22 protein-coding genes are annotated in these 25380 nt (G+C 71.6%); 4 read left to right on the forward strand and 18 right to left on the reverse strand.

Going from position 1 to position 25380, the window contains the following annotated elements:
- The first annotated feature begins 218 nt into the window (after nucleotides 1–218).
- Complete coding sequence (locus ACFHVL_RS11120) at nucleotides 219–575, forward strand: hypothetical protein (protein ID WP_416627521.1); 357 nt, start codon at nucleotides 219–221, stop codon at nucleotides 573–575.
- A 112-nt stretch (nucleotides 576–687) separates the two neighbouring features.
- Here ACFHVL_RS11120 and ACFHVL_RS11125 read toward each other — a convergent pair whose 3' ends face one another.
- The 4 genes from ACFHVL_RS11125 to ACFHVL_RS11140 all read right to left on the reverse strand — a co-directional run bounded on the left by ACFHVL_RS11125 (nucleotide 688) and on the right by ACFHVL_RS11140 (nucleotide 5275).
- Nucleotides 688–1698: a sugar phosphate isomerase/epimerase family protein gene (locus ACFHVL_RS11125; RefSeq protein WP_416627523.1), complete on the reverse strand. Its 1011-nt coding sequence runs from the start codon at nucleotides 1696–1698 to the stop codon at nucleotides 688–690.
- A 250-nt stretch (nucleotides 1699–1948) separates the two neighbouring features.
- A complete protein-coding gene (locus ACFHVL_RS11130) occupies nucleotides 1949–2854 on the reverse strand; it encodes a sulfotransferase family protein (protein WP_416627524.1) in 906 nt (301 codons plus the stop codon).
- 4 nt (nucleotides 2855–2858) lie between these two features.
- Nucleotides 2859–4043, reverse strand: coding sequence for a sulfotransferase family protein (locus ACFHVL_RS11135; RefSeq protein WP_416627526.1), 1185 nt, complete (start codon nucleotides 4041–4043; stop codon nucleotides 2859–2861).
- Complete coding sequence (locus ACFHVL_RS11140; RefSeq protein ID WP_416627527.1) at nucleotides 4040–5275, reverse strand: glycosyltransferase; 1236 nt, start codon at nucleotides 5273–5275, stop codon at nucleotides 4040–4042. Before ACFHVL_RS11140 ends, ACFHVL_RS11135 begins: the two co-directional genes overlap by 4 nt.
- Before the next feature lie 275 nt (nucleotides 5276–5550).
- Between ACFHVL_RS11140 and ACFHVL_RS11145 the strand changes: the two genes are divergently transcribed.
- The 3 genes from ACFHVL_RS11145 to ACFHVL_RS11155 are packed head-to-tail and all read left to right on the forward strand — an operon-like array spanning nucleotide 5551 to nucleotide 8842.
- Nucleotides 5551–6537, forward strand: coding sequence for a hypothetical protein (locus ACFHVL_RS11145; protein WP_416627529.1), 987 nt, complete (start codon nucleotides 5551–5553; stop codon nucleotides 6535–6537).
- Nucleotides 6534–7367, forward strand: coding sequence for a sulfotransferase family protein (locus tag ACFHVL_RS11150; protein WP_416627531.1), 834 nt, complete (start codon nucleotides 6534–6536; stop codon nucleotides 7365–7367). Before ACFHVL_RS11145 ends, ACFHVL_RS11150 begins: the two co-directional genes overlap by 4 nt.
- On the forward strand, nucleotides 7364–8842 hold the full coding sequence (locus ACFHVL_RS11155; RefSeq protein ID WP_416627533.1) for a hypothetical protein: 1479 nt from the start codon (nucleotides 7364–7366) through the stop codon (nucleotides 8840–8842). Before ACFHVL_RS11150 ends, ACFHVL_RS11155 begins: the two co-directional genes overlap by 4 nt.
- 42 nt (nucleotides 8843–8884) lie before the next feature.
- Here ACFHVL_RS11155 and ACFHVL_RS11160 read toward each other — a convergent pair whose 3' ends face one another.
- The 14 genes from ACFHVL_RS11160 to ACFHVL_RS11225 form a co-directional block, all read right to left on the reverse strand.
- On the reverse strand, nucleotides 8885–9835 hold the full coding sequence (locus ACFHVL_RS11160; protein WP_416627534.1) for a DUF559 domain-containing protein: 951 nt from the start codon (nucleotides 9833–9835) through the stop codon (nucleotides 8885–8887).
- A gap of 707 nt (nucleotides 9836–10542) precedes the next feature.
- Nucleotides 10543–11403 carry a sulfotransferase family protein gene (locus ACFHVL_RS11165; protein WP_416627536.1) on the reverse strand — a complete coding sequence of 287 codons (861 nt, stop codon included), beginning with the start codon at nucleotides 11401–11403 and terminating at the stop codon, nucleotides 10543–10545.
- Nucleotides 11400–13052 carry an oligosaccharide flippase family protein gene (locus ACFHVL_RS11170; protein WP_416627537.1) on the reverse strand — a complete coding sequence of 551 codons (1653 nt, stop codon included), beginning with the start codon at nucleotides 13050–13052 and terminating at the stop codon, nucleotides 11400–11402. The genes ACFHVL_RS11165 and ACFHVL_RS11170 overlap by 4 nt, the downstream gene beginning before the upstream one ends.
- Nucleotides 13012–14160 (reverse strand): Wzz/FepE/Etk N-terminal domain-containing protein, encoded by a 1149-nt coding sequence (locus ACFHVL_RS11175; protein WP_416627539.1) that lies wholly within the window; start codon nucleotides 14158–14160, stop codon nucleotides 13012–13014. Before ACFHVL_RS11175 ends, ACFHVL_RS11170 begins: the two co-directional genes overlap by 41 nt.
- Nucleotides 14161–14189: 29 nt before the next feature.
- Nucleotides 14190–15743: an O-antigen ligase family protein gene (locus ACFHVL_RS11180; RefSeq protein WP_416627541.1), complete on the reverse strand. Its 1554-nt coding sequence runs from the start codon at nucleotides 15741–15743 to the stop codon at nucleotides 14190–14192.
- A 110-nt stretch (nucleotides 15744–15853) separates the two neighbouring features.
- Nucleotides 15854–17095: a glycosyltransferase family 4 protein gene (locus ACFHVL_RS11185; RefSeq protein WP_416627543.1), complete on the reverse strand. Its 1242-nt coding sequence runs from the start codon at nucleotides 17093–17095 to the stop codon at nucleotides 15854–15856.
- Between the two features lie 23 nt (nucleotides 17096–17118).
- Nucleotides 17119–18189 carry a polyprenyl synthetase family protein gene (locus ACFHVL_RS11190; protein WP_416627545.1) on the reverse strand — a complete coding sequence of 357 codons (1071 nt, stop codon included), beginning with the start codon at nucleotides 18187–18189 and terminating at the stop codon, nucleotides 17119–17121.
- On the reverse strand, nucleotides 18186–19622 hold the full coding sequence (locus tag ACFHVL_RS11195; protein WP_416627546.1) for an alkaline phosphatase family protein: 1437 nt from the start codon (nucleotides 19620–19622) through the stop codon (nucleotides 18186–18188). Before ACFHVL_RS11195 ends, ACFHVL_RS11190 begins: the two co-directional genes overlap by 4 nt.
- A complete protein-coding gene (gene eboE / locus ACFHVL_RS11200) occupies nucleotides 19619–20785 on the reverse strand; it encodes a metabolite traffic protein EboE (protein ID WP_416627548.1) in 1167 nt (388 codons plus the stop codon). Before eboE ends, ACFHVL_RS11195 begins: the two co-directional genes overlap by 4 nt.
- A complete protein-coding gene (locus ACFHVL_RS11205) occupies nucleotides 20785–21636 on the reverse strand; it encodes a TatD family hydrolase (protein ID WP_416627550.1) in 852 nt (283 codons plus the stop codon). The genes eboE and ACFHVL_RS11205 overlap by 1 nt, the downstream gene beginning before the upstream one ends.
- On the reverse strand, nucleotides 21637–22347 hold the full coding sequence (locus ACFHVL_RS11210; RefSeq protein WP_416627551.1) for an EboA domain-containing protein: 711 nt from the start codon (nucleotides 22345–22347) through the stop codon (nucleotides 21637–21639).
- Complete coding sequence (locus ACFHVL_RS11215) at nucleotides 22344–23243, reverse strand: sugar phosphate isomerase/epimerase family protein (RefSeq protein ID WP_416627553.1); 900 nt, start codon at nucleotides 23241–23243, stop codon at nucleotides 22344–22346. The genes ACFHVL_RS11210 and ACFHVL_RS11215 overlap by 4 nt, the downstream gene beginning before the upstream one ends.
- Nucleotides 23240–24160, reverse strand: a complete 921-nt coding sequence (locus tag ACFHVL_RS11220; protein WP_416627555.1) for an SCO3242 family prenyltransferase — start codon at nucleotides 24158–24160, stop codon at nucleotides 23240–23242. The genes ACFHVL_RS11215 and ACFHVL_RS11220 overlap by 4 nt, the downstream gene beginning before the upstream one ends.
- Entirely contained in the window at nucleotides 24160–25320 is a 1161-nt protein-coding gene (locus ACFHVL_RS11225; protein WP_416627557.1) for an inositol-3-phosphate synthase, read from the reverse strand. Before ACFHVL_RS11225 ends, ACFHVL_RS11220 begins: the two co-directional genes overlap by 1 nt.
- Nucleotides 25321–25380: the final 60 nt, after the last annotated feature.

The raw sequence follows: 25380 nt of genomic DNA on the forward strand, positions 1-25380 counted from the left end.
TGCCGGGCCAGCGGTGGCGGCGGTGATCGACCTATCGACAAAGCGGACAAATACCTGAGTTGTCTGCGGTCATGCGTGAGAAGGGAGCAGTATGGGTAGACAGCACTGGACAGACGACGAAAGTGACGACCGGGTCGCTCATCGACCATCCGGCACGGACTCGATTCCCGGGTCGGGTGTCCGACGAGCAGCACGGGTCAGGTACGGAAGGAGCCGCCATGCGCGGAAAGCTTTGGTTCATCGGCGGGGTGGCCGTGGGTTTCGTCCTGGGCGCCCGCGCCGGCCGCGAGAAGTACGACGAGCTGGTACTCAACGCCCGCAAGGTGATGGATCACCCGACAGTGCAGGAAGCCGCCGGTGTGGCGCAGGCCCAGGCCAACCGGCTCTACAGCGAGGGCAAGGAGCGGCTCGGCCACACCAGGCTGGGCGAGAAGCTCAACGGCCACGACCACTCCGACAGCCTCACCGGCAGTGGAGTCGGCGCGGGCCCGGCGGGCGGTGGCGTTGCCGGTTCCACCGGCACTGCATCGACCGGCTCGTCCACGAGCAAGACCACGGGGACCGGCATCAGCTGAGACTCGGCACCCACCGGCGCGGCCGGCGACACACGGATCGGGCCGGCCACCTCATGCGAACATGAGGTGGCCGGCCCGATCGTGGTGTGTCGGTGACGACCCTTACGCGCGGTCAGTCGCGGCTGCTGGAGAACGCCGCGTCGAAGGCCGCTGACGGTGCGTCGAAGGCGAGTCGCCGGACGAACTGCAGCGCCTCGGGCGCGCCGACGAGTCGATCCATCCCGGCGTCCTCCCACTCGACCGAGATCGGCCCGTCGTAACCGATCGCGTTCAACGCCCGGAAGCAGTCCTCCCACGGCACGTCGCCGTGGCCGGTGGAGACGAAGTCCCAGCCACGCCGCAGGTCCGCCCAGGGCAGGTGCGACGCAAGCCGACCCCGCCGCCCGTCGCCGGTGCGCACCTTCGCGTCCTTGCAGTCGACGTGATAGATGCGGTCGGCGAACTCCAGAATGAAGTTCACCGGGTCCAACTCCTGCCAGACGAAGTGCGACGGGTCCCAGTTCAGGCCGAAAGCCGGCCGGTGCCCGATCGCGTCCAGGGTGCGGCGGGTGGTCCAGTAGTCGTAGGCGATCTCGCTCGGGTGCACCTCGTGCGCGAACCGGACCCCGACCTCGTCGAAGACGTCCAGGATCGGGTTCCACCGGTCGGCGAAGTCCTGGTAGCCGCGTTCGATCATCTCCGGCGGCACCGGCGGGAACATGGCCAGGGTGTGCCAGATCGACGAACCGGTGAAGCCGACCACGGTCGACACACCGAGCTTGGCCGCAGCCCGGGCGGTGTTCTTGATCTCCTCGGCGGCGCGCTGACGAACCCCTTCCGCCTCCCCGTCGCCCCAGATCCGCGGCGGCAGGATGCCCTGGTGCCGTTCGTCGATCGGGTGGTCACAGACCGCCTGACCGACCAGGTGGTTGGAGATCGCGTACACCTTGAGGTTGTACTTCGCCAGCGTCTGCCGCTTCTGTTCGACGTAGTCGTCGTCGGCCAGCGCCCGGTCCACCTCGAAATGGTCGCCCCAGCAGGCGATTTCCAGTCCGTCGTAGCCCCACTGCGAGGTCAGCCGGCACACTTCCTCGAACGGCAGGTCGGCCCACTGGCCGGTGAAGAGCGTGATGGGTCGCGCCATGGTCCTTCTCCCGTTGTCGTCACTGGGATTCCGACCGACGCCGCTGGTGCGGCAACCGGTTGGACCGGCGCGAGGTGACGGCCCGATGAAGCTAAAGGTGCGGTGGTGGCACTGCCGGGACCGGTGAACGGCCGATGAAGACCACCCGGGCGGGTTGCGCCTCCCGCCCGGACACCGGCCCACGTGGGCCTCCGGCATCACTCTAGGCCGACACCGGCGGCAGCGGTAGGGGCAGCACCCGGCCTCGGATTCAGTAGCCCCACTCGGCGAGCGGCTTCTCCAATACCCGGTCCACTGCGGCCAGCTGGGCCGGACTCAGCTCCCGCTGGTACGCCGCGCCCCGGCCGCCGTGGAACTCGTACCGGTCGAAGCCGCGCCCGAACTCCGGTGACCACGGCAGTCCGAGGAAGTCCAGCATCCGGGCGACCTCGTCGCGCGGGGCGACCAGCAGATCCTCGTAGCGGACGTCCAGCCACTGGCCGGCCGGATGTGCGGCGCGGGCCTCGACGAAGGCGGCCATCAGCATCTTCCAGCCGAGGGCGGCGAGCACCGGGAACGACCGCTCGGCCTCCTCCCATTCGGCGCGCAGATCGGCCGGCAGCGGCCCGAGGAACCAGTTGTCCGGCCCACGCCAGCCATCCCACCAGCCCATCTGCAGCCACGAGTTGGCGACCGCGCGGCCGTCACGCACCACGTTGATCACCCGCAGGTCCGGGTACGCGGCGTGCAACCAGCCGGTACGTGGCCAGCCGGTGACGTGCTGCAGCAGCACCTGGCAGCCCTGCCGCTCGATGCGCCGGTCGAAGAAGCCCCGCAGCCGCTGCGCCACGTACGGCGTGAGGTCGTCGGCCCGCAGGTCCCGGCACGGCTTGGAATAGCCGGCCATCACCTGCCGGTCGATCAACTGGTACGCCTCCGACGGCGCCACCCGCAACCGGCCCCGCTCCAGCAGCCGGCGGCTGTGCCCCAGCGAGGTCATCCCGGCGGGTCTGGGCACCGACCGGCGGTAGAGCCGCCCGTTGCGGCGTCCGGCCAGGTTGAGCCGGGGGAGCTTGTCGTCCAGCCCGGAGACGAAACCACTGGCCGGATGCCGGGCCAGGATCTCCTGCACCAGGGTGGAACCGCACCGTCCGGTGCCTACGACGACGGACAGCATCTGGTCAGCCCTTCCTGGTCGATGCCGCGATGGACGACGACGCGGACTCCGGCCGCTGCGCCGGCGGCGCCGGGGATGCCGCCGATGCCGCCGATGACGGCGGCGGCGGATCCGGTGGCGGCGGCGAGCCGGCAGGTCGGCGCACCGGGTAGCCGAACCGGAGCGACAGCGGCATGGTCACCGCCGTGGCCACCGCGTACGACCGGGTCGACAGCGCCTGCAGCCACTCGGCGTCATCGGTGATCGCGACCGCCCCGGTGCGGTGCCGCCCCGGGTTGCCGGCAACGGAGTGGGTCGGTGCCAGGGTGACCCGGCCCTCGGGGTCCAGCGGCAACCCGGCCGGGTCCAGTCCGGCGAACGCGGCGATCCGGCGCAACTGCACAGCGGGTTCGGCGACCACGTCCTCGTAGCGGATCCGTAGATAGCGCTCGGGCCCGGCGGATTCGAACAGCCGGCTGGTGGCCGCGTTCCACACCCGCCACAGCAAGGCCGCCTTCCACACCGGTGGCCGGCTCATCATCTTCTGGTCGTCGGCCCCGTCCAGGCCACGCCGCCGCCGCCAGGAGAAGGCGGTGGCTCGTGGATCCCGGACCAGGTGCAGCACCCGCAGATCGATTCCGGGCAGGTCCCTCAGCAGGGCACCGTACGGGGGAAGCTTCGACGAGTCGACGACCACCACTGGTCCGTCGCCGATGCGCGCGTGGGCCGCCTGGCGGGCGATCGCCGGGTAGAGGCCGGCGATCATCAGGTCGTCGGGATGCTCGGCCACGGCCCGCCGACCGCCGGCGGCGCGGCGCAGCAGGGCCGGCAGGTCGCGCATCCGCAGCCGGGAACGCAGCCGTCGGGCGATACCGGCTGCGTCCGGCGCGCAGCTGCCAGGAGTCGGTGCGGATCTACCGGCAGCGGGCGTGGACGGATCGACGGCGGCGGCAGCGGGCGGCCCAGCGGCGGACAGGTCGGCGAGCACCGCCTGCCAGACGGGGCAGGCGTCGAACGGCTCACCGCAGCCGCACGGCCGGTTGTCGAGCACGCCGCGCTGCCACAGGTAGCGCAGCTCGCCAGCGGCGAAACAGCCGTCGAGCTGGCCGAGGATCGTGGTGATCAGCGTGCTGCCGCTGCGCCCGCTGCCGGCCAGATAGAGGACCCGGACCGGTGCGGGCGACGGCTGAGCAGCGGCCGGGGCGCTCATCGCCGGCCGCCGGCCGGTGCGGTCAACGCGGCGGTGAGGTAGGCCTCCCTCAGCCGGCTCAGGTGCAGCGCCGGGGTGAAGTCCCGATCGATCTTCTCGCGGGCGGAGCCACCCATCGCGTACGCCCGGTCGGGGTCCGCGACAAGCTTGCCGAGCGCCGCGCCGAGCGCCGCCGGGTCGCCGTCCGCGACCACCTCACCATCGGTCCCCGGGCTGATCAGTTCGGGTAGCCCGCCGAGGTCGGTGCCGACGACCGGCACGCCGCAGGCGAACGCCTCCAGCACCGCCATCGGTTGGTTCTCGTGCCAGCGCGACGGCACCGCGACCACCGCCGACGAGCGGATCAGCTCGTGCAGCCGGGTCTTGTCCAGCCGGCCGTGGAACCGCACCCGGCCGGGTGCGACCCGCTCGGCGAGGGCGCGCACCGCAGGCAGCGCCGGGCCGTCGCCCGCGACGTGGACGGGCACCTGCCGGGGCAGGTGCGCGACCGCTTCGACCAGCACGTCCACTCCCTTCTCGGGTGAGATCCGGCCGGCGAAGACGACACCGCCACCCGGCGAATCCTTGACGGCAACCGCCGAGGTGTCGACGAAGTGGTTGATCACCTGCAGTCGGTCCGGGTAGACCCCGGCCCGGCGCATCACGTCGGCGAGGAACCGGCTGGGGCTGACGAACACCCCGACCGGGTCGTACATCCGTAACTGTCGGTGCAACCAGGTCTCCACCGCGAGTAGCGTACTGGCGGTTACCGATCCGTCCTTGCACCTGCGCCGCGCGGCGTGTAGCGGGCCGCCACCCACGCACGCCTGGCAGACCTTGCCCTGGTCGAGCAGCTGGTAGCTGGGACAGGCCAGCTTGTAGTCGTGCATCGTCAGCACGCACGGCACGCCGGTGTCACGGGCTGCGGCCAGCACCGACGGAGACAACTGGTGGTAGATGTTGTGCAGATGGATGATGTCGGGCCCGAAGTCGTCGATGACCCGGGCGAGGCCGCGTCGGCTCGCCGGTGACCAGATCATCCGGCCGGCGGCGGCGATCCGGGGGCGCAGACCGCGCGGTGCCGGCTCCAGCTCGACGTGCGGCGGAAAATGCGCGGCGTACGGCAGTGGATTGTCATTGTCCGGGTGAGTCATCCCGAAATAGGCCACCTCGTCGCCACCGGCGCGTTGCAGATCGGCGAGGTCGAGTAGATAGCCCTCCGCACCACCGCGACGGTACAGAAACTTGTTCACATGGAGGACACGCATCAGTCCGGCCCGCTCGCTCGATACCGGGGTGCGTCCACCCGGTTATGGTGGCTCAGGGCTCCGACCCTGGCTGCTAGCTCACGCTATGCACCTGCGTGAGGTTAGTCCAGCACCGAATCGCCAACTAGCTGATCGGATGATCTTGTGTGGCTGACCAGCCGGCGTTCTGGCGTTTCGCCCCGATCTGTGGGTAGCCTGGCCGCGGCCCGACCTCGCCCCAGCCTGGCCACAACGGCTGGTGACGTGCCCGAGGAGGACCGGTGAAAGACGACGACGAACCCTCCACCATTGCCTGGACCGCCCGACGGATCGCCAGACACGCCCGGTGGATCCGCAGCGAAGGCCTGCGCCGGCTCGTCGAAGAGGACCGACTCAACCCGATCGACCGGGCCGGCACCGCGTGGACCAAACTGCGCTGGCGAGCACGGCACGGCGTACCGCGCGGTCAGGCGACGCCGGTGTACCTGGTCGGCCTGCAACGCTCCGGCACCAACATGCTGGTCCGCGGCCTGGAGAACGCCGGCGAGTTCGAGGTCCACAACGAGAACGACGGCCGGGTCTTCCGCCGTTTTCAGTTGCGCGACGACCCGGTGCTCACCGCCGTGCTCCGGCGCAGCAGACACGCGTACGTGCTGGTCAAGCCGTTGTGCGAGAGTCACCGCGTGGACGAGCTGCTCGACCTCGCCGGCGTGGCGCCGAGCAGGGCCATCTGGGCGTGGCGCGACGTCGACGACCGGGCCCGCTCCGAGGTCGCCAAGTTCGGCGACGCCAACCTGCGCGCTCTGGCCGCCATCGCCGACGGCACCATCGGCCGCCGCTGGCAGGGGCAACGCCTCGACGCCGACACCTACGAACTCATCCACGGCTTCGACTACCGGCGGATGGACCCACACACCGCCGCCGCGCTGTTCTGGTACGTCCGTAACACGCTCTACTACCGGCTCGGCCTCGACCAGCGCGGCGACGTACTGCTCAGCTCCTACGACGCGCTGATCGCCGACCCGGCCGGGCAGGTCAGCCGGCTCTGCGACTTCCTCGGCGTCGCGTACCGGCCGGAGTTGTCCGCACACATCGCGCCCCGCGCGCCGCATCGCCGGCCGCTGCCGATCGACCCCGCCGTTCGTACCCTCTGCGACGACCTCACCAAACGACTCGCCGGCAGCGCGCCGGCGGCCCTCGCCACCCCACCTCGACAGGCCGACACCGACCGGCGTACCCCCGGTGAGCGTGGAAAGGACCGACCGTGACTGAGCCCGCCGCGCCGCCCACCGAGCCCGGATCGACGATGACCACGTCGGACGCCGACCCGCCGACCCGCACCGCACCGATCTTCCTGGTCGGCTGCCAACGGTCCGGCACCACCTTCCTGCGCCTGGTGCTCGACTCGCACTCGCGGATCTCCTGCGGGCCGGAGACCCGGTTCCTGCCCGACCTGCGGCGCATCGTCGGCTCCGACTGGGAACGGCTGTCCCGCTTCGGCTTCCCCCGGGAGGACTGGCTGCGGCGGATCGCCGACTTCTTCGGTGGCGTACACGCCGACTACGCCCAAGGCCGGGGCAAGGCCCGCTGGGCCGACAAGACCCCGCTGTACGCGATCTCCCTGGACTTCGTCACCGAGGTGTTCCCCGACGCGCAGATCGTGCACGTCATCCGGGACGGCCGGGACGTCGTCGTCTCGCACCGCAAACGGTTCGGCTACTGGTCGGCGGTGAAGTGCGTGGTCAAGTGGCCGCGCTACATCCGTACCGCCCGGGCGGTCGGTGCCACGCTGCCCGCCGACCGCTATCACGAACTGCGCTACGAGGACGCGGTACATGAGCCGGAGAAGTCGATGCGTGCGCTGTTCGAGTTCCTCGGTGAGCCCTGGGAGGAAGGCGTGCTCGACTACGTCGACAAGCCACACGACGTAGCCGGCAAGTACACCACCGAGGCGGACCGACGCCGCGTCGCCGCTGGCACCGACTCGGCGATCTACCGGTCCCGGGTCGGCAGCCACCGCCGCGAACTCGACCCGTTCCTGCGGCTGCTCGTCGCCGTCTTCTCCGGCCGCATGCTGCGCGAACTGGACTACCGGTGAACACTCCGGCCCGGCTGAACACCTCGGCCCGGCGCTGCGTCGCGGCGGCGCTGGGCGTGATTCTGCTGCTCGCCGGCTGCACCAGCGGCGACGAGGACACCGCTCCCCTGCCGGTCCCGCCCACCGGGGCGCCGCTGCCGAGCCTGCCGCCCTACCCCGAGGACACCCATCCGTTCGGCGCCCACTGGGATTGGAACCGCTACGACGAGTTCCTGCCGTACCTGCGGAAACTGTCCGGCTCGGCGACGTATCACGAGATCAGCTGGTGCAGCATCGAGCCGACCGCCGGCCAGCAGGACTGGACGGCGGTGGACCGGATCGCCCAACGCAGTCGCGAACTCGGCATCGCGCTCAACATCAAGATCCGGACCGAGATGTGCTGGGCCACCGGCGGCACCCCGGAGTATCTGCGCGGCCAGGCCAACAAGACCGAGTCGACGATGCCGCTGGACATGGCCGCCTACCAGCGGTTCGTCGGTGACGTGGTGCGCCGCTACGCGCCCTACGGCGTACGCCAGTACGCGATCGAGAACGAGGTCAACGCCCCGCAGTACTGGCGGGGCACCCCCGAGGAGTTCGTCACTCTGGTGACCGCCGCCGCCGAGGCGGTGCACGCCGCCGACCCGACCGCGGTCGTTGTCGACTCCGGCATCAGCAGCGTTGCGTACGGCTTCGGCGTGGTCGACCGGCTGGTCGGCGAGGGCCGCGACGACGAGGCGATCGCCGCATACAACGCGTACTTCCAGCGGCGGATCGGCACCCGCGGCCGCAAGATCCCCCAGGTCGACACGATCGACACGCTACGCACCGCGCTCGCCAACGAGACCAACGCGCGCAGCGTCGCGTTCCTCGCCGCCACCGAACGGTTGATCGACGACGGGGTGGTGCAGCTCCGCCAGGTGCACTACTACGAACACTTCGACGGCGTTCCGGCGCTGCTGGACTATCTGGCGGCCGAGAATCCGGCCGACGTGCCGATCGAGGCATGGGAGGTCGGACAGTTCTGGCGCGACGGCGACGGCGACGACACCAGCCGGGCCGAGGAGGTCGTCAAGGTCTCCACGATGCTGCTGGCCGGCGGCATCCGGCAGGTGATGTGGCTGCCACTGGGCTACAACCCGGACAACCGGGCCGGCAGCGAGGTCCGCTACGGGCTGCTCGAACCCGACGGCGCGGAACGCGAGGCCGGCCGGATGTTCGAGAGCCTGGCCGTGGCGGCGCGCGGCGCCGCCGTCTCCCCGATCGACCAGGACGGACTGACCGGGGTGGCGTTCCAGCGCGGCGAGGAGAGCACCCTCGTCGTGTGGTCCACCGAGGTCAACGACGCGGTACGGGTGTCTCCGGTGCCGAGCCTGCAGGCAGGAGTCGCCGGGGCCGCTCTCGCCCCGGCCGGGGGCGAGGTCACCGTCTCGGACCGGCCGATGCTGCTACGCGCCGGCGGTTCCCCGGGGTCCATCCTCGCCGACGTCGACTGACACCGGCCGCAGCCGGCCGCCGGCTGCACCAGGCACAGCCGATCACTGGCTGCGGCGTCGGTCGAGGATCGTCAGAACCTCGCGGCGGACCTGGTGCGGTTCGTACACCAGACGACGGTGTGCGAACCGCACCACCTGGATGCCGGCGGTCGCCAGCAGCGCATCGCGCCGCAGGTCGACCTCACGCTGAGCGGGGCTGCCGTGCGATGCCGCCCCGTCGAGCTCGAAGTCGACCCGTTCCCGCTCGGCGTACACGTCCAGGTAACAGGTGCGGCCGCCGTCGACCCGGACCGGATACTGCCGCTGGAAGTCGGGCATGCCGCCGCCGACGAAGACGTGATCGTGGCCCCAGATCTCCAGCTGGCTGCGGCAGCCGGCGGCCAGCTTCGCCAGCAGTGTCCGCAACGCGGCCCGGTCGGTGAGTCGCGGCAGTTCGTCGAGGGCTGCGCTGATCCGGCCCGCGTTCGTCCACCGGTCGTTGACCGCCCGGATCAGCGGAGCCGGCCGGTCGGCGGCGGGCAGCAGCGGCCAGGACTCGACCAGCGCCCGCTCCAGCCGTACCACTGGCTCGCCGCCGCGTACCACCACCTGCGGCGGACCGACGGCGAACGCCCGCCGGTGGTGCACCGTCAGGCCGGCCCGGCCGCGCATGCCCGCACCGAACGGCACCGTCAGATTCAGTGCCTCGTCAGCGGGTTGCCGGCGCAGCCCCCAGAGATCGAGTGCGGTGGTGTGGCTGAACGCGGCCCGTCCGTCGGCGTAGGCCAGCACCGCACGCCGTCGCGACTGCGGGCCAAGAAGTTGGATCGGCGACGCTCCACCACGGTTGTCGTCGATCAGTTCGGCTGCGACGTAGACGCCTGGCAGCACGTGTCGGAGCCGGCCGGTGGACACCGCGTTCTCCAGCGCCCAGCGGGGCACCACCTGGGACATCTGGCTGCGGGTCAGCACTCCCTCGGTACGGCGTAGGAGTGCGGCGAGCTCTGTGTCCATGACCGTCGACGATGCCCCAGCAGCAGTCCACGGCCCGACCCCGGTGCATTCGCGCTGTGGACGGATCGTCGGCTGTGGATCGGGCGGTGCAGGGCCCGGTGATGTGCTACCGGTCCCTCATGATCAGTTGTTGTGTTTACGGGCTCTCAACGGCGTGTCGTCCGTAAACACGACAACTGATCATGAGGCAGCGGTTTGCTAAACCCGATCCACTTGCCGGCCAGCCGACGCCCGCCAGCCGACGCCGGCCGGTCGACGCCCGGTCGACCCAGGTCCCGGTGACCACGGTACCGTCGATGGTCACGTCCATGGTGAGTGGCGCGTCGGACGACCCAGGCAGGCTGCGTACGGTGAGCCGGTCGCCGTGCTGCAGCAGCACCAGGTAGTGCCGACCGGCACCGTGCGCGAGGCCGATCCGCCGCTCGGCACCAGAGTGGTCGTTTCCGGCGTCCCCAGCTCGTCGACGCTTTCGCCGTCCCGCACAGCGCGGGTGTTCGGTACGGACACGGTGAAACCGAGCGAGCCGATCGGCAGACCGGTGACGGACTCCAAGGCTCGCGCGTACGCCACCATCAGGGTCACCGCGCCGCAGAGCACCAGCGACACGGCACTGACCGGCCCTGGTAGTCGACGACGAGACAACTTGGACCGCCCCCAGCGAGCGCCTCCGGTGTCTCGGCCCGAGACCAACGTGGTCGCCCGTCAGGTCAGGACGGTTTGCCGGTGGGGTGCCAGGTGTGTGGCCAGCCGAGCAGGTCGGCGAGGTCGGTGTTGTGCGGGGCGAAGTAGCTGCCGAGCCGCGCGCGCAGCGCCTCGGTCAACTCCCCCGGGCCCCTGTCGGCACGCCGGGTGTGCTGGGCGAACACCGCCGGGGTGAACGGATCCAGGTCGAGAAAGCGCAGCACCCGGTCGTAGACGCCGGCCGGGTCGGCATACATGTCCTCGCTGCGCAGCACCAGCAGCCGGTCGGCAGGCAGTACGGCGTACCAGCGCCGCAGTTGCTCGGCGTAGCGCCCCCTGGCCAGGTAGGAGTAGTTGCGCAGGGCGGTGTGCGCGGTCGGGCTGTCCGGTCCGTCATGCAGCGCGGCGGCCAGCCGCTGCTCCTCGGCGTCGACCGCGTCGGCGAACGACAACGGTTCGGCGCCGTACGAGCGGGTGTGCAGGTAGTGCGAGTAGGCCCGTTCGACCGGGTCCCGCAGCAGGGCGATGCAGCGGGCCGGCGGCAGGCCGGCGGCGACCCGGGCCGGCACGCTCGGGTGGAACAGGTAGTAGGGGCTGGCCTCGAAGCTGCGTACCCCGGCCGGGCGGGCCGGGAAGTGCGCCCGGTACCAGCGTTCGCCGCGCCCGTGATGGATGCTGAAGTACTGCAGCTCCTTGCCGGTGGCCGGGCGTACCTGCGGGTGGCCGGCCAGGTAGTGGTGCAGCGAGGTGGTGCCGCAGCGCTGGCCGCCGATGATCAGGAAGTCCGGTAGAGCACCGAGCTGGCCGGGGACCACCGACCGCGCCCAGGCCCGCGCCCCGCGTACCGTCCGGCGCAGCCGGTCCGTCGCGCCCCGGTTGCCGGTCACCGCGCCGTCTCCTCCAGGGTCGGGGCAGCCGAACCACGGCCGCCGGCACCGCCCGATCCCGGGCCACCGCCACCGCCACCGGCACCGGCACCGCGCCGACCGCCGCGACGCAGGGTACGCAGCACCATGATGTCCTCCCGGCTCAGGCCCAGGGCCAGCACCGCACCGACGTAGCTGAGCACCACCACCGGCAGCCCGACCAGCAACTGCTCCGGCCAGCCGGGCAGCAGCAGCCGGACCAGCAGTCCGGTGACCAAGGCGACCAGGCCGGCGGCGAAGCCCTTGAGCATTCCGGTCGTCACCGGGAGCGCGTGGATCAGCGACCGAACCTGCAGCACCCGGGCGATGTTGACCACGGCGAGGGAGATCGCCCAGGCGATCGCCGCCCCGATTATTCCGTACGCCGGGATCAGCCACAGGTTGAGCAGGATGTTCAGCAGCAGGGCGGCGATGTTGTCGTACATGTTGACCGCCACCCGGCCGGACATGTTCAGCACGGTGCCGCACGGTCCGGTCGCGGCGTTGACCAGCTGGCCGACCGCCAGGATCAGGGTTACCGCCGCACCGGCGGCGAACGCTCCACCGAACACCCGCAGCAGGCCCTCGGGGAAGACCAGCAGCGCCACGAACGCCGGCAGCGACAGCCGTACCACCCAACCGGTGGCGGCACCGTAGATCCGCCGTACCTCCTCGGCCCGCCCCTGGTGGTGCAGGTACGCAAGATACGGCCCGAACGCGGCGTTGATCGGGGCGAGCACGAATATCGCGACGGTGACCAGCCGGGTGGCGACGTTGTAGACGCCGATCTCGTCGTTGGCGAAGAAGCCCAGCATCAGGGTGTCGACCCAGATCAGCCCGGTCGACGACAGTGACGAAAGCCAACTGACCGTGGAGAAGCTGAACAACTGCCGGGGCCGGTACACCACCGGGCTGGGCGCGACCTTGCGCATCAGCCGGGCCAACGCGCCGAGGGCCAGCAGCGCGGCCGACCAGCCGGCGATGACCAACGCCCAGTAGCTGCCGGTGATCCCGACGCCGGTGATCAACGCCAGGGCGGTCAGCAGCAGCCGGGTACCGGGCTCGTAGATCTGCCCGATCATGGTGAACGGCCGCTGGGTGCGCCAGCCCCGGGTGGCGGCCAGCGCGGCTTCGCAGACGGTCAGCGCCGGCAGGGTCAATGCGACCAGCCGTAGCCCGGTGACCAGGCCGGGGTCGTGCAGCGCGGCGGCCAGCGCCGGGGCGGCGCCGGCCAGTGCGACCGCGATCGCGGTCGACGAGCCGGCAGAGATGAGCAGACCGAGCCGGATCGTGCCCCGGATCGCGGCCGGGTCGTCGTCGGCGAGGTGCACCGCGACGAACCGGGTCAGCCCGGCCCGGAACCCGGACAGCGACAGCAGGCTGAGCAGGGCCAGCACCGCGTAGCACTGGGCGTACTGGCCGACCTCGCTGATGCCGAGGAACCGGGCCAGCAGCAGCATGACCAGGAAGACGGCGCCCTGGTTGAGGATCGCCCCGACCAGATTCAGTCCGCCGCCCCGGGCCATCCCGCGTACCTGCTGGTCACCTGAATCGGCGGCGTCGGTCGTCGGCTGCACCCCGGCGGGCACGTCACCGCCCCGGCTGCGGTTCGAGCGGACCGCCGGATCCATAGACCCGGCCGCCGGCCTGGGACGGCTGACCGGTGTCGGACAGCTGACCGACCGGCGCGGCCCGACCAACCCGGCCGACGCGGGCCACCGGGATTTCCCGGGTCTCGCCGCCGCCGGTCGGGTCGGGCCCCGGCGGCGGGTTCGGGCTGTCAGTCGACGACGTCGGGGGTTCACCGGCACGGTTGCGGGCGAGCAGTTCGAGCATTGCGACCAGGACCACGGCGAGCAGCAGACCGGCACCGGCAACCGGGACGGTTGTGTTGATCAGGCTGGTGGTGCGGGAGACCGCGCCGACGGCGCCGATGCTGGCGACCTCCGCCGGGTCGGCTGCCTGGACCTGTGCCCGGGCGGCCTGCAGGCCCTGCCGGGCTGAGGAGAGCGCACCGGTAGCGGCGTCACGTTGGGCGAGCAATGCCTGGTAGTCGGGCAGTTTCGGGCCGATGGTGTCGAGTTGCTGCTGCCCGGCCTTGATCGCCTCGGTGGCGGCGTCGGCCCCGCGGCCGTTGCCGACCGCCTGCATCTGCAGGCGCTGCTGACGCAGGCTCGCCATCTCGTTGAGGGTCGCCTGGTAGATCTTGTCGGGTTGGGTGACCTTGTTCTCCTTCTCCCAGGCGGTGATCGCGGCAGTCGCGGCGGCAACGTCGGCGCTGGCCGCGGTGACCTGCTCGGTGGCGATGGCGACCTGGGAGGAGAAAAGGAACGCCAGCGCGCGTTCGGTGGTCGCGGCGAGCACCGGTGACACGGTCGACCGGTCCGGCGAGATGAAGGTAACCATCATCTGGCTACTCGCGCCGACCTGGCTGACACCCAGCCCGGAGCGCAGCCGACTGGCAGTTACCCCGGTGTCGGCGGCGACCTCGTCGACCACCCGTGGCGAGGTGGCGGCGGCGCTGAACGCGGCGGCGAACTGGTTGGCAGCCTGGTTGCCGGTGTACTGCTGGGCGGCGGCCCCACCGACCAGTGCCGGGGCGGCCACGTACGCAGTCGCGGTGAACTGCTGCGGGGCGATCAGCACCAGGGTCGCGGCAGCGCCAGCGGCCAGCACCGGCACACCGATCAGCAGCCACAGCCGCCGGCGCGCGATGCGCAGATAGTCGACGATCTCCACGCTATGGCTCCTACTCATACCGGTTGGTGTCATGGCCCGGCGACCGGACGCGGGTTCCCGACGGGCCGTGTCGACGGGTCAAGGATCGGATATCGCGACGCGGCGGTGCCGTCCGGGGTGGCACGCCCGTGGGCGATGGCGCTGGCGGCGGCGGCGAACGTGACGAAGTACCACAGGGTCACCACGTTGGAGATGACGTTGGAGCCGAGACTTACCGCGATGAACGCGACGGCGCAGCCAGCGAAGCCGACTGCCACGCCGCGTTCCAGGCTGCCCGGCGGGGCGCGGCGCAACGCCGACCGCGCCGTGTGCAGAATCAGCACCAGCATCGCCAGGTACGCCAGCAGACCGGCGATGCCGGTCTCCACGTATGCCCGGAGCAGGTCGTTGTGCGGCTTCTTGGCCTGCGGTGTCTCGTGCTGGGTCATGTTCGGCCCGATGCCGGTGACCGGGTTGCGGTTGGCCAGCGGAAGGATCTCCACCCAGAAGCCGACCCGCCACTGCATTGTGTTGCCGGTCGGGCCGCCGCCAGTCGACCGGTCCTGGCCGAGTTGGGCGAACCGGTCGCCGACCGACGGCAGCAGGCTGACCCCGGCGACCGCGACGATCAGCAGCGTGACGAGCATCCGGGCGCTGCGGTGCAGGACGGCGACGACGATCAGACCGAGCGCGGCGCCGAGGATCGCCGACCGGGTGTTGGTGAGCATCAGGAAGACCAGTGACAGACCCAGCAGTACGGCGAGGACCAGTTGCGCGCGTCGGGCCAGGAACCGGTGGATCGCGAACCCGAAGATCACCAGAAACATCAGGTACCGGCCGAACGTGGTCGACTGGCTGAACGGTCCGCTGACCCGGACGAACTCGCCCTTGACCTCGGACGGCATCTGCCCGAACGCACTGGTCAGCACGGTGTAGAGCAGGGCCAGGGCCAACGAGCCGTAGCAGGCGATCAGGATCCGGCGGATCGCCGCCCGGTCGGGCATCAACTGTTCGAGCACCACGAACATGACCACCACGGTCATGATCCGTAGCGCCTCCAGCAGGCTGGGTGTCGGCCGGCCCGCGCCGACCGCGCTGACCAGCGCGGTCGCCCCGACGAGCAGCATCGCCCAGCCCAGCGGGGAGCCGCGCAGCCGCCCCCGGCGGCGTAGCTGGGCGGCGAGCCAGAGTCCGGCGGCGAGCAGGAACAACACCGCGACCATGGTCGACGGGTCGGTCAGCCGGGACGTCTGCTCGGTGTCGGCCCGCCCGGCGGTGGGCCCGCTGAGCTTGACCACGTCGAGCAGCGGCCGCACCGCGAGCAACAGGATCACGTACCCGGAGAACCTGGTCATGGCCAGCACCCCGACGGCGGCGCCGGCCACCACGGCCAGCGGCAATACCACGCCACGGCGGTCACCGGCGGCGAGGGCCAGTCCGGCGCTGACCGCGACGGCGGCGGCGGCCACCGCTGCGAGCACGCTGAGCAGTCGGCCGGCGAATCGGCGTGGCCGGGCGTGGCCGGGTACGTCGGAGCCGCCGGACACGATGGCATCGTCCGGCTCCCGGCCTGCCGGCCGGGGCTCCTGCTGTGTCGTGGTCACCGCACGCCGATCCGCTGTCCGCTCGGCCCGTTCCGGGTCGGCCTAATCTAGCTGGGTCCTTGATGAGGCAGTATGGGCCGATGCGCCGGGAGTGGGCATCAGCCGTCTGGCTACGAGCGGGCCCTGCGGCGCGGGCGGACAATCGGTGCCCGACGGGGTCGCAGCAGGTCGAGGTAGAGGGCTTCGAGGTCGGCGGCGGCGGCGTCCCAGGTGTATTCGGCGCTGACCCGCTCACGCAGCACCTGTGCCCCGGCCCGCTCCCCGGCCGGGTCGGCGACGACCTGCCGCAGCGCCCGGACCAGGTCGTCGGGGTCGCCGTCGCGAAAGATCCGATGGCCCGGACCGTCGACGGTGAGCACCTCGACGTGCGGGGTGATGTCGCTGGCGACCACTGGCAGCCCGTACGAGGCTGCTTCCAGCAGGGTCAGCGGCAGTCCTTCGAGCCGGGACGGCTGGACGAACCCGGCGGCGTGCGAGTAGAGCTCGGCGAGCAGGTCGCCGTAGGCGAAGCCGGTGAAGACGATCCGTGGGTCGTCGACCGCTTCGGCGCGTACCCGGGCGACGAAGTCGTCGCTGAACGACGAGCCACCGACGATGGCCAGCCGGATGTCGGTGTCGACCTGGCGGAAAGCACGGACCAGTAGGTCCGCTGACTTCTCCGGAACGAGACGACCGACCATCAGCAGGTAGCGGCCGGGGGTGAGGCCGAAGCGCGGCCCGATGTGCAGCGCCGGGACCTGCCGCGGCGCGGCGACCCCGTTAGGGATGTAACTGGCCGGGTTGCCGAACCGGGTCTGGTAGTGGTTGGCCAACCCACGGGAGACGGCGACCCGGGCGTCCGGAACGTGGCCGCTGAGCCAGTGTGCGGTGCCGAGCACCGTCTGGGCGAGCCGGCTCCATTTGGCCCGCTGCTGGTCGAGGCCGTGCACGGTGAGCACCACCTTGCTGCGGGCCAGGTAACGCGGCAGCGGGGCGACCAGACCGGGGCCGAGCCCGTGGTAGTGCACGATGTCCGGACGTTCGCGCATCGCGGCGACGGTCGAGGTGGTGGAGTGCACGATCGCGTCGAGGTGCTTGCTCGCTACGGTCCGCACCTGACGAAGGTGTACCCCGCGGTAGCGGTCCATCGGCACCGAGCCGTAGCTGGGCCGGCAGTAGACGGTGACCTCGTGGCCTCGGCCGACGAGCCGGCTGGCCAGTTCTTCGACGTGCCGCTCGATCCCGCCATAGGTCGCCGGCATGCCTTTTTGCCCGATCATGGCGATTCGCAGGGGCCGGTACCCCGCGCCGGATTCGGCACCTTCCTGGTCGACCGGGTGCGAGTTCCCAGTAACCTGATGGGGTATGGCCACGATGCCTCCTTGGAATCTGCGGGTCAGTTCTGCCGCTCGGCCACCGACTCAGCCAGGGCGGTCAATTCCGTACGCGTCTCGGGGGTCAACGACGCATCGACGAGGATGGTGACCGCTTCCTGGGTACGAATCCGGATCATCTGCTCGATCGACTCAAGCGCACCGGTGTCGGTGATGATCGCACGCAACTCGTCCGCCCCGGCGGCGTCCAGCTCCGGGTTGCCGAACAACTCTCGCAACCGGGCGGCCTGGCCGCGGTCCGCCATGGTGCGGGCAAGCGCCATCATCACCGTCGACTTGCCCTCTCGCAGATCGTCGAGCACGGATTTCCCGGTGACCGCTGGATCGCCGAACACTCCGAGCACATCGTCGCGGAGCTGAAAGGCGTCGCCCAATGGATCACCGAAGGCAGCGTACGCGGCCAGCAGCTCAGGTCCAGCCCCAGCCAGAGCCGCACCGATCTGCAATGGTCGAGTAACTGTGTATCTGGCGGCTTTCATCCGGATTACCGTCAGCGCACTGGCCACAGAACCGTCACCGACCCCAGAGACCAGGTCCAGATACTGGCCGGCGATGACCTCGGTACGCATGCCGGCGAAGACCGCATAGCCGCGCCGGATCCGCTCGGCGTCGAGCCCGCACTCGTGGAACATCTGGTCCGCCCACGCGGCGCAAAGGTCGCCGCAGAGCAGCGCCGCGCTGTGCCCGTACCGGCCGGCGTCGCCGCGCCAGGCAGACCGGGTGTGCAGGTCGGCGAAGACCCGGTGCACCGACGGCTCACCCCGACGGCAGTCGCTGCCGTCCATGATGTCGTCGTGGATCAGCGCGAAGGCGTGGAAGATCTCCAACGCGGCCGCCGCCGCGACGATCTCCCGGCAGTCGTCGCCGCCGGTGCCGCGCCAGCCCCAGTAGCAGAAGATCGGACGCAGCCGCTTGCCCCCGACCAGCACGAACCGGCGCAGGGTGTCGTAGACCCCGCGCGGCGCACCGTCCGGCCAGTGCGGGTCCTGCCGGTCGAGGAACGCGGTCAGCTCGGCGTCGCACCGGGTGCGCAGCGACGACACCGCACCGGGACGCGCCGGTGCCAGGGTCACCGGGTCACCTCCGTCGCCGACGCAGCGGCACCGTCACCGGGCCCGGCCACACCTTCGCCCAGCCCGGCGAGGCCCAGCAACAGCGACTTGACCTCGGTGGCGGCGAACCGCTCCCGGGCCGGCGCCGGGTCGGAACAGAGCAGCACCGGTCCGTCCTGCGGATCGTCGGGCAGCCGGCCGTGTGAGCCGCGCACCGCCCGGGCGCCGGCGGCCAACCCGACCACGTTCATGGTGTAGCGCAGCCCGACCTTCTTCCGGGCCAGCGCGATCGCCGCCCGAGCCTTCGCCGCGCCCGGGTTGGCCGGGTCGAACAGCAGCTCCGCTGGGTCGTAACCGGGTTTGCGGTGAATCTCCACCAACCGGGCGAAGTCCGGGGCAGCTGCGTCGTCGCGCCAGTAGTAGTAGGTGAACCAGGCTTGCGGCTGCGCGACCAGCACCAACTCACCGGAACGCGGATGGTCCAGCCCGGCGGCCGTCTTGCCGTCGGCGTCGAGCACCTGCGCCACCCCGGGCAGCCCGGCGCAGAGTTTCGCGACCAGCGGCACGTCGGCCGGATCCCGAACGTACACGTGCGCGACCTGATGATCGGCGACGGCGAACGCCCGCGACGTCCACGGGTCGAGGTACTCCATGCCGGCCTGGGTGTAGACCCGCAGCAGCCCTTCGGCGCGCAGCAGCCGGTTGACGTGCACCGGCTGGGACACGTCGGTGATGCCGTACTCGGAGAGCGCCACGATGGTCGCGCCGCGCGCGACCGCCGCGTCCAGCAGCGGGGCGAGCACCCCGTCGAGTTCCGCCGCCGCCCGCTCGGCCTGCGGGCTGGTCCCGCCGTACCGTTGCAGGTCGTAGTCGAGATGTGGCAGGTAGGCCAGGGTCAGGTCCGGCGAGTGGTCGGTCATGATCTGCCGGGTCGCCTTGGCGATCCACTCCGACGACCCCAGCCCGGCACCCGGACCCCAGTAGTTGAACAGCGGAAACGTGCCGAGCCGACCGGTCAGCTCGCCGTGCAGCTGCGGCGGGTCGGTGTAGCAGTCCGGGTCCTTGCGTCCGTCGGCGTGGTAGATCGGCCGGGGCGTGACCGTCCAGTTGACGTCGGCGCCCATCGCGTACCACCAGCAGACGTTCGCCACCGTGTAGTCGGGGCGGACCCGGCGGGCGGCCTGCCACAGCTTCTCCCCGCCGACCAGGGCGTTGTGCTGGCGCCAGAGCAGCACCTCGCCGAGGTCACGGAAATACCAGCCGTTGCCGACGACGCCGTGCCCGGACGGCGGCTCGCCGGTGAGGAAGGTGGACTGCACCGAGCAGGTCACGGCGGGCAGGACCGTGCCGAGTTCGGCCTGAAAGCCGGTGTCGGCCACCGCGGCCAGCCGGGGCATCCGGCGCAGCAGCCGGGGAGTCAGGCCGACGACGTCGAGAACGAGCAGCGGGTTCACGCGGCCTCCGATCCAGCGGTGGTACGGGTGGCCGCGGTCAGTCCGAGCGCGACCAGTTCGTCACGGGCCTGGGCGAGTTCGGCGGCGATGCCGTCGGCGAGTTGCCCGGGCCCCGTCGGGCGTTGTTCCACCGGCAGCACCCCCCAGGTGTATGTCTCCACGTCGAGGTGGTCGCAGCCGTCGCCGTCGAAGACGGCGGCGAGGCCGGCCCGCAGCTGCGGCATCGTCGAGGCCAACGGCGGCGCGGGCGCGGCGTGCAGCGGTACGTGGTAGTGCACCCGCCACGGGCCGGGCAGCCTGGCGTCGAGCGCGGCGTCCAGGTCGTCGGTCGCGCCGGCGGTGCCCGATCTCGTCTGGTGCAGGAACCGTGGTTCGACGTACCCGGCGATCGCCGCCCGGTCGCGGACCGGGTCGGTGACTTCCAGCGCGGCCGACACCTGGACCTTGACCACCGCGATCCCGGCGGCCCGCAGCCGGCCGAGCGCGGCGGTCGGTTCCTCGAAGGCACAGGCCAGGTGGGCCAGGTCGACGCAGACGCCGAGCCGGTCGGTGTCGGCTCCGGCGAGCAGTTCGACGGCCTGCGCGGTGGTCTCCATGACACAACCGGGCTCGGGTTCGAAGCCGACCCGGATGGTCCGGCCGGTGTCCCGGGCGATGCCGGCCAGTCCGGCGGCCAGCCGGTCCAGCATCCTGGCGCAGCCGGCGGCCCGGTCGGCGTCCCACGGCTCACGCCAGGCCAGTGGCAGCGTGGAGATGGATCCCCGCTCGGCGTCGTCGGGCAGCAGGTCGGCGAGAATCCGGGCCAACGCCAGGGTGTAGTCGAGCCGCCGCGGATCGGTCCAGTCCGGATGGTAGACGGCGTGTTTGACCACTGGCGCCTGGAACGCCTCGTACGGGAAGCCGTTGAGGGTGACCACCTCCAGGCCGCGGTCGGTGAGCGCGGTCCGCAGCCGGGCCCGGGCGGCCGGGTCGACGGCGAGCGCGGCGGCGGCCGGCGCGGCCAGCCACAACCCCAGCCCGAGCAGGTCGGCGTCGAGACGCTGGCGCACCGGCACCGCGTACGTGTCGAGCTGGTCGAGCACCCCGCCGAGGTCCTCGGCCGGATGCACGTTGGTGCAGTAGCTGAGGTGGACGGTGCGGTGCCGCCGGTCACGTAGCCGCATCAGCCACCGCCGCGCATGATCGAACTACCCTCGTAGGTTGGCTCGGGGGCGTCGAGGTCGGTGAGGTCGAGCCGGCCGGACTGGCCGTAGAACTCCACCGGGTTGCGCCACAGCACCCGGTCGACGTCGTCGGCGCTGAAACCGGCGGCCAGCATCGCCTCCGCTGTGGTTCGGGTGAGCAGCGGGTCGGAGCGGCCCCAGTCGGCCGCCGAGTTGACCAGGATCCGCTCCGGGCCGTACTTGGCGAGGATCTCCACCATGCGCGGCGGCGACATCTTGGTTTCCGGGTAGATGGAGAAGCCCATCCAGCAGCCGGACTCCTTGACCGGGCCGATGGTGACCTCGTTGAGGTGGTCGACCACCACCCGGCCGGGTTCGACGCCGGATTCGGCCACCACCGCCAGGGTCCGTTCGGTGCCGCGCGCCTTGTCCCGGTGCGGGGTATGCACCATAGCTGGCAGTTCGTGCTCCCGGGCCAGCGCCAGCTGGGCGGCGAACACCTCGTCCTCGGCCGGGGTCATCGAGTCGTAGCCGATCTCCCCCACCGCCACGACGCCGTCCTTGACCAGGTAGCGGGGCAGTACGTCGAGCACGCCGGCGCAGCGCGGATCGTTGGCCTCCTTCGGGTTCAGCGCGACGGTCGCGAAGTGCCGGATGCCGAACTGGCTGGCCCGGTACGGTTCCCAACCGAGCAGCGAGTCGAAGTAGTCGACGAAGGAGCCGACGTTGGTCCGTGGCTGGCCGAGCCAGAACGCCGGCTCGACCAGCGCCTTGACCCCGGCGTCGGCCATCGCCTGGTAGTCGTCGGTGGTCCGCGAGGTCATGTGGATGTGTGGGTCGAAGATGCGCATTCACCCCTCCTGATGCGTTGTGGTGGGCCCGCCCGTGGCGGCAGGGGCATCGGCCGCGCGCAGCCGGGCGAGCAGGGCGAGCGCGTCGGCGGGCAGGGTACGGTCGGCGGCGGTACGCTCCTCGGCCAACCCGGCCAGCATGATCGACAACTCGCCGTCGGCGCGGGCGTCCAGGTCGTACACGGCGGCCAGCGGCACTGCGGCGAACACGCATTTGAGCACCGCCTGACGCCAGGCGGCCTGGTCCAGATGTCGGGCGTAGCGGCCGAGTGCGGCGGCGACCAGCCGGGTGTCGTTGGTGCGGATGGCGTCGTGCAGCAGCGGCACCGCCCGGTCACCGATCGGCAGCAGCGGCAGGGCCTTGAGCACCGCCCGGCGTTCCGCGGCGTCACCGTGGTGGTAGCAGTCGTCGACGGCGGTGGCCAGCTCGGCTGTGCTGGTGACGGTGGACAGGTCGACGAGCAGCAGGGCACGGGCCGCTTCGTCGGCGCTCCAGCCCGGCGCGCCGGCCAAATCCGCCCGGCCGCAGCGCCGACCGGCGGCGGCGCACAGCGCCGGCAGGCCGGCCGGGTCGGCGACGAGCCGGGTCCGCGCGGCGGCGAGCCAGTCCGGATCGGATACGCCGCGTAGCGCGTCGGCGAGCCGCGCGATCTCGACGTCGATCTCGGTGTCAGGCCCAGGGCCGGTGCTGGCCGGGGTGGGCTGGTTCACGGCTGACCTCCCTTGCAGGTGGCGGCACCGACGGCCATCACGGGCGCACGGCGTTCGGCGGACCGCAGGAAATCGATGGACCGGGCGGCGACCGCCGGGGCGGCATGCGAGTGCCGGGGCAGCTCGACCGCGACCAGTCCCCGGTAGCCGGCGGTGGCGAGGGCAGCCAGCACCGGCGGGAAATCGATCTCGCCCGTGCCGAACTCGAGGTGCTCGTGCACTCCCCGCCGCATGTCGTCGATCTGCACGTTGACCAGGTGCTCGGCCACGTCGGTGACGCACTGCGACACCGACTGCGACTCAAGACAACGACAGTGGCCGATGTCGAGGGTGATGCCGAACCGGTCCGGAGCGCCGAGCGTGTCGCGCAGTCGCCGCCAGCTGGCGATGTCGCCGACCAGCATCCCCGGTTCGGGTTCGAAGCCGAGGGTGACGTCGGCGGCGTCGGCGGCCTCGACGACCGTGGCACAGCCGGCGACCAGCCGGTCCCAGGCGGTCGATTCGCCGACATCGTCCGGGCGTATCCCGGACCAGAAGGAGACCGCTTCCGCGCCGAGGTCGGCGCCGATCGACACCGCCCGGCGCAGAAAGTCGATCCGGCGCGCCGCGTCGTCGTGCAGCAGGGTGGGTGCGTGTTTGTGCCACGGGTCGAGCAGGTAGCGGGCCCCCGTTTCGACGACGACCGCGAGGTCCAACTCCCGCAGCTGATCGGCGACCCGGGCGACCCTGCGCGACAGGCTGGGGGCGTACGGGTCGAGGTGGTCGTGGTCGAGGGTGAGCGCGACGCCCCGGTAGCCGAGGTCGGCGAGCAGGGTCAGCGCATCGGTGAGCCGATGGTTGGCGAACCCGTTGGTGCCGTAGCCGAACCGCAGCCCGGGCACCTCGTCGCCGCTCATGTCGGGGAGATTCTGCGAGCGAGTCGGCGACCGATCGGCGCGGCGACCGAGACGGCCAGCCCGACGACGGTGGCCAGCGGGCCCGGTGTCGCGGCGGCCCGAGCGGTGAGGGCGCCCTGTAGGGCGGGCAGCCCGACGATGCCGGCGCCGACGGCCGCGCGGACCTGCTCGGGCGCCGGGTCGTGGATCACGGCGGTCTGCGCGGCACCGTAGCGGGCCGCGTACCAGCCGGCCAGTCCGGTGGCGACCGCCGCCCGCCACCAGTGGCCCGGGCCGGCGCCCGGGGTGCCGGGCGCGGACCGACGGATCGCCGGTGCCGCGCTGGCCAGGGCGATGGCCGCGGTGCCGGCCAGGGTGGCGGCCGGCAGCCGGGGGTCGGCGCCGCTGACCTCGCTGCGGGACAGCTCGGTGACGGTGTAGGTGTGCGCGGCGACGGCGAGCGCGGCGGGCAGCGCCGGGCGTACCCGACCGGCTCCGGCCGCGCCGAGCAGCACGTCGAGGCCACGGCAGGTGGCCATCACCGCCGGGCCGGCGGCGGTGTTCTTGGCCCACAGGTCGTACGCCCACACCGCCGCGGTCAGCGGCACTCCGACGGCGAGCGCCCGCCGGCCGCCGGCCGCGGCGGTGAGCGCGAGGCTGACGGTGGTGAGTCCGGCCGCGACCGTGAGCGCGGTGCCCGGGGTGACCCGGCCGGACGGGATGGGCCGCTGCGGGCGCTCGACCGCGTCAAGATCCCGGTCGGCCCAGTCGTTGGCGGCCATCCCGGCCCAGTAGAGGCAGACGGAGGCACCGGCGAGGCCGACGGTACGCGGACCGAGCCCACCGGCCGCGGCGGCACCGACCACCACGTCACCCGGCACGGACAGGGCCGCTGGTGCCCGGACCAGTTCGGCGAGGTCGCGCCAGAAGCCGGCCATCAGTCGGCCGCGCCGTCGGCTGCCTGGCGGTGCAGGTCTGCGACGAAGTCGACCAGGACATGCCACTGGTCACCGAGGGCATGTGGTCCGTCGCCGATCGGGTCCTTGAAGAAGAAGGCCAGCTCGGGCAGCGGACCACTGCGGCCGGCCTGGTGCGCGGCGGCGGTCAGCCGCGCCAGGTCCAGCACCAGCGGGGCGGCCAACGCCGAGTCACAGCCGTGCCAGGTGAACTCCATCCGCATCCCGGTGCCAAGAAAGCCTGCGAAGGTGATCAGATCCCAGGCGGTCTTGAAGTCCCCGATGTCGTCGACGTACTCGATGCGGGTGTGTCCCTGCGGCTGATAGCCGAGGATCTCGGCGAGCACCCGCTGTTTGCTGGCCGCCTTGGCCGCGTTGGCCGCCGGCTCGGCCAGATTGGCCCCGTCTCCACCGCCGAGCAGGTTGCTCCCCGACCAGCTGCGTACCTGCAGGTTGCGCAGCGCGAACATCGGGGCCAGCACCGCTTTCACCAACGTCTCACCGGTCTTGCTGTCGTGTCCGGCGTACGGCGCCCGGTTCTGGCGGGCGAGCTCGTCGAGGGCCGGCAGTCGGGCCCCGACCGACGGGGTGAAGTCGACGTAGGCGCAGCCGGCGTGCAGCGCCGCGTACGCGGCGACGGCGCTCGGCGGCAGCACCGGCGTCTCCCCGCCGAGCGCGGCGGTGAGCGCGGCGAGGCTGAGGTGCGCCGGGTGCGGCGGCGGTGCCGGTTCGGTGGTGGAGACGTTGACCACCACCACCCGGTCCAGGTGGTGCCGCTGCCGGAAGGCGACCAGGTCGGCGGTGATGGCCGCTGCGGTCTCGGCCTGCGTGGCCAGCGCGGGCAACGGCCGGACCTGGGACTCGATGCCGGCCAGTTCGGCGTGCAACGCGGTGCCCAGCCGGCCCGGGACGACCCCGGCGCTGGCCAACGCGTCGGCCTTCTTGACCAACGGGGTCACCGCGACGTCGTGACCGCCGAACACCAGGTCCGTGAAGCCGGGAAGCGCCGGTCCGCGCAGGGCGGGAAGCTCCGTCACGCAGCCGGTGGGATCGGCCAGGCCGGCGCGTAGCGCCAACGCCCCGACGATGCTGGTGACCGCGACTGAGCCACGAGCGCCAATCAGCCAGATTCCGGTACGCATCTGCGCCTCCAAGCCCGCCGCTGGCGGCTCGTACTGCTGTGGGTGTGCTGGTCCTGCCGA

This window comes from Micromonospora sp. LOL_023, assembly GCF_048060115.1.
Classification (GTDB): domain Bacteria; phylum Actinomycetota; class Actinomycetes; order Mycobacteriales; family Micromonosporaceae; genus Micromonospora_E.

What these genes read in the sequence shown, in the direction of transcription:
- ACFHVL_RS11120 (WP_416627521.1), top strand. Translation starts at nt 219, where the DNA reads ATGCGCGGAAAGCTTTGGTTCATCGGCGGGGTGGCCGTGGGTTTCGTC.
- ACFHVL_RS11220 (WP_416627555.1), bottom strand. Translation starts at nt 24,160, where the DNA reads ATGGCCGGCTTCTGGCGCGACCTCGCCGAACTGGTCCGGGCACCAGCG.
- ACFHVL_RS11125 (WP_416627523.1), bottom strand. Translation starts at nt 1,698, where the DNA reads ATGGCGCGACCCATCACGCTCTTCACCGGCCAGTGGGCCGACCTGCCG.
- eboE (WP_416627548.1), bottom strand. Translation starts at nt 20,785, where the DNA reads ATGCGGCTACGTGACCGGCGGCACCGCACCGTCCACCTCAGCTACTGC.
- ACFHVL_RS11225 (WP_416627557.1), bottom strand. Translation starts at nt 25,320, where the DNA reads ATGCGTACCGGAATCTGGCTGATTGGCGCTCGTGGCTCAGTCGCGGTC.
- ACFHVL_RS11170 (WP_416627537.1), bottom strand. Translation starts at nt 13,052, where the DNA reads ATGGATCCGGCGGTCCGCTCGAACCGCAGCCGGGGCGGTGACGTGCCC.
- ACFHVL_RS11205 (WP_416627550.1), bottom strand. Translation starts at nt 21,636, where the DNA reads ATGCGCATCTTCGACCCACACATCCACATGACCTCGCGGACCACCGAC.
- ACFHVL_RS11160 (WP_416627534.1), bottom strand. Translation starts at nt 9,835, where the DNA reads ATGGACACAGAGCTCGCCGCACTCCTACGCCGTACCGAGGGAGTGCTG.
- ACFHVL_RS11130 (WP_416627524.1), bottom strand. Translation starts at nt 2,854, where the DNA reads ATGCTGTCCGTCGTCGTAGGCACCGGACGGTGCGGTTCCACCCTGGTG.
- ACFHVL_RS11215 (WP_416627553.1), bottom strand. Translation starts at nt 23,243, where the DNA reads ATGAGCGGCGACGAGGTGCCCGGGCTGCGGTTCGGCTACGGCACCAAC.
- ACFHVL_RS11135 (WP_416627526.1), bottom strand. Translation starts at nt 4,043, where the DNA reads ATGAGCGCCCCGGCCGCTGCTCAGCCGTCGCCCGCACCGGTCCGGGTC.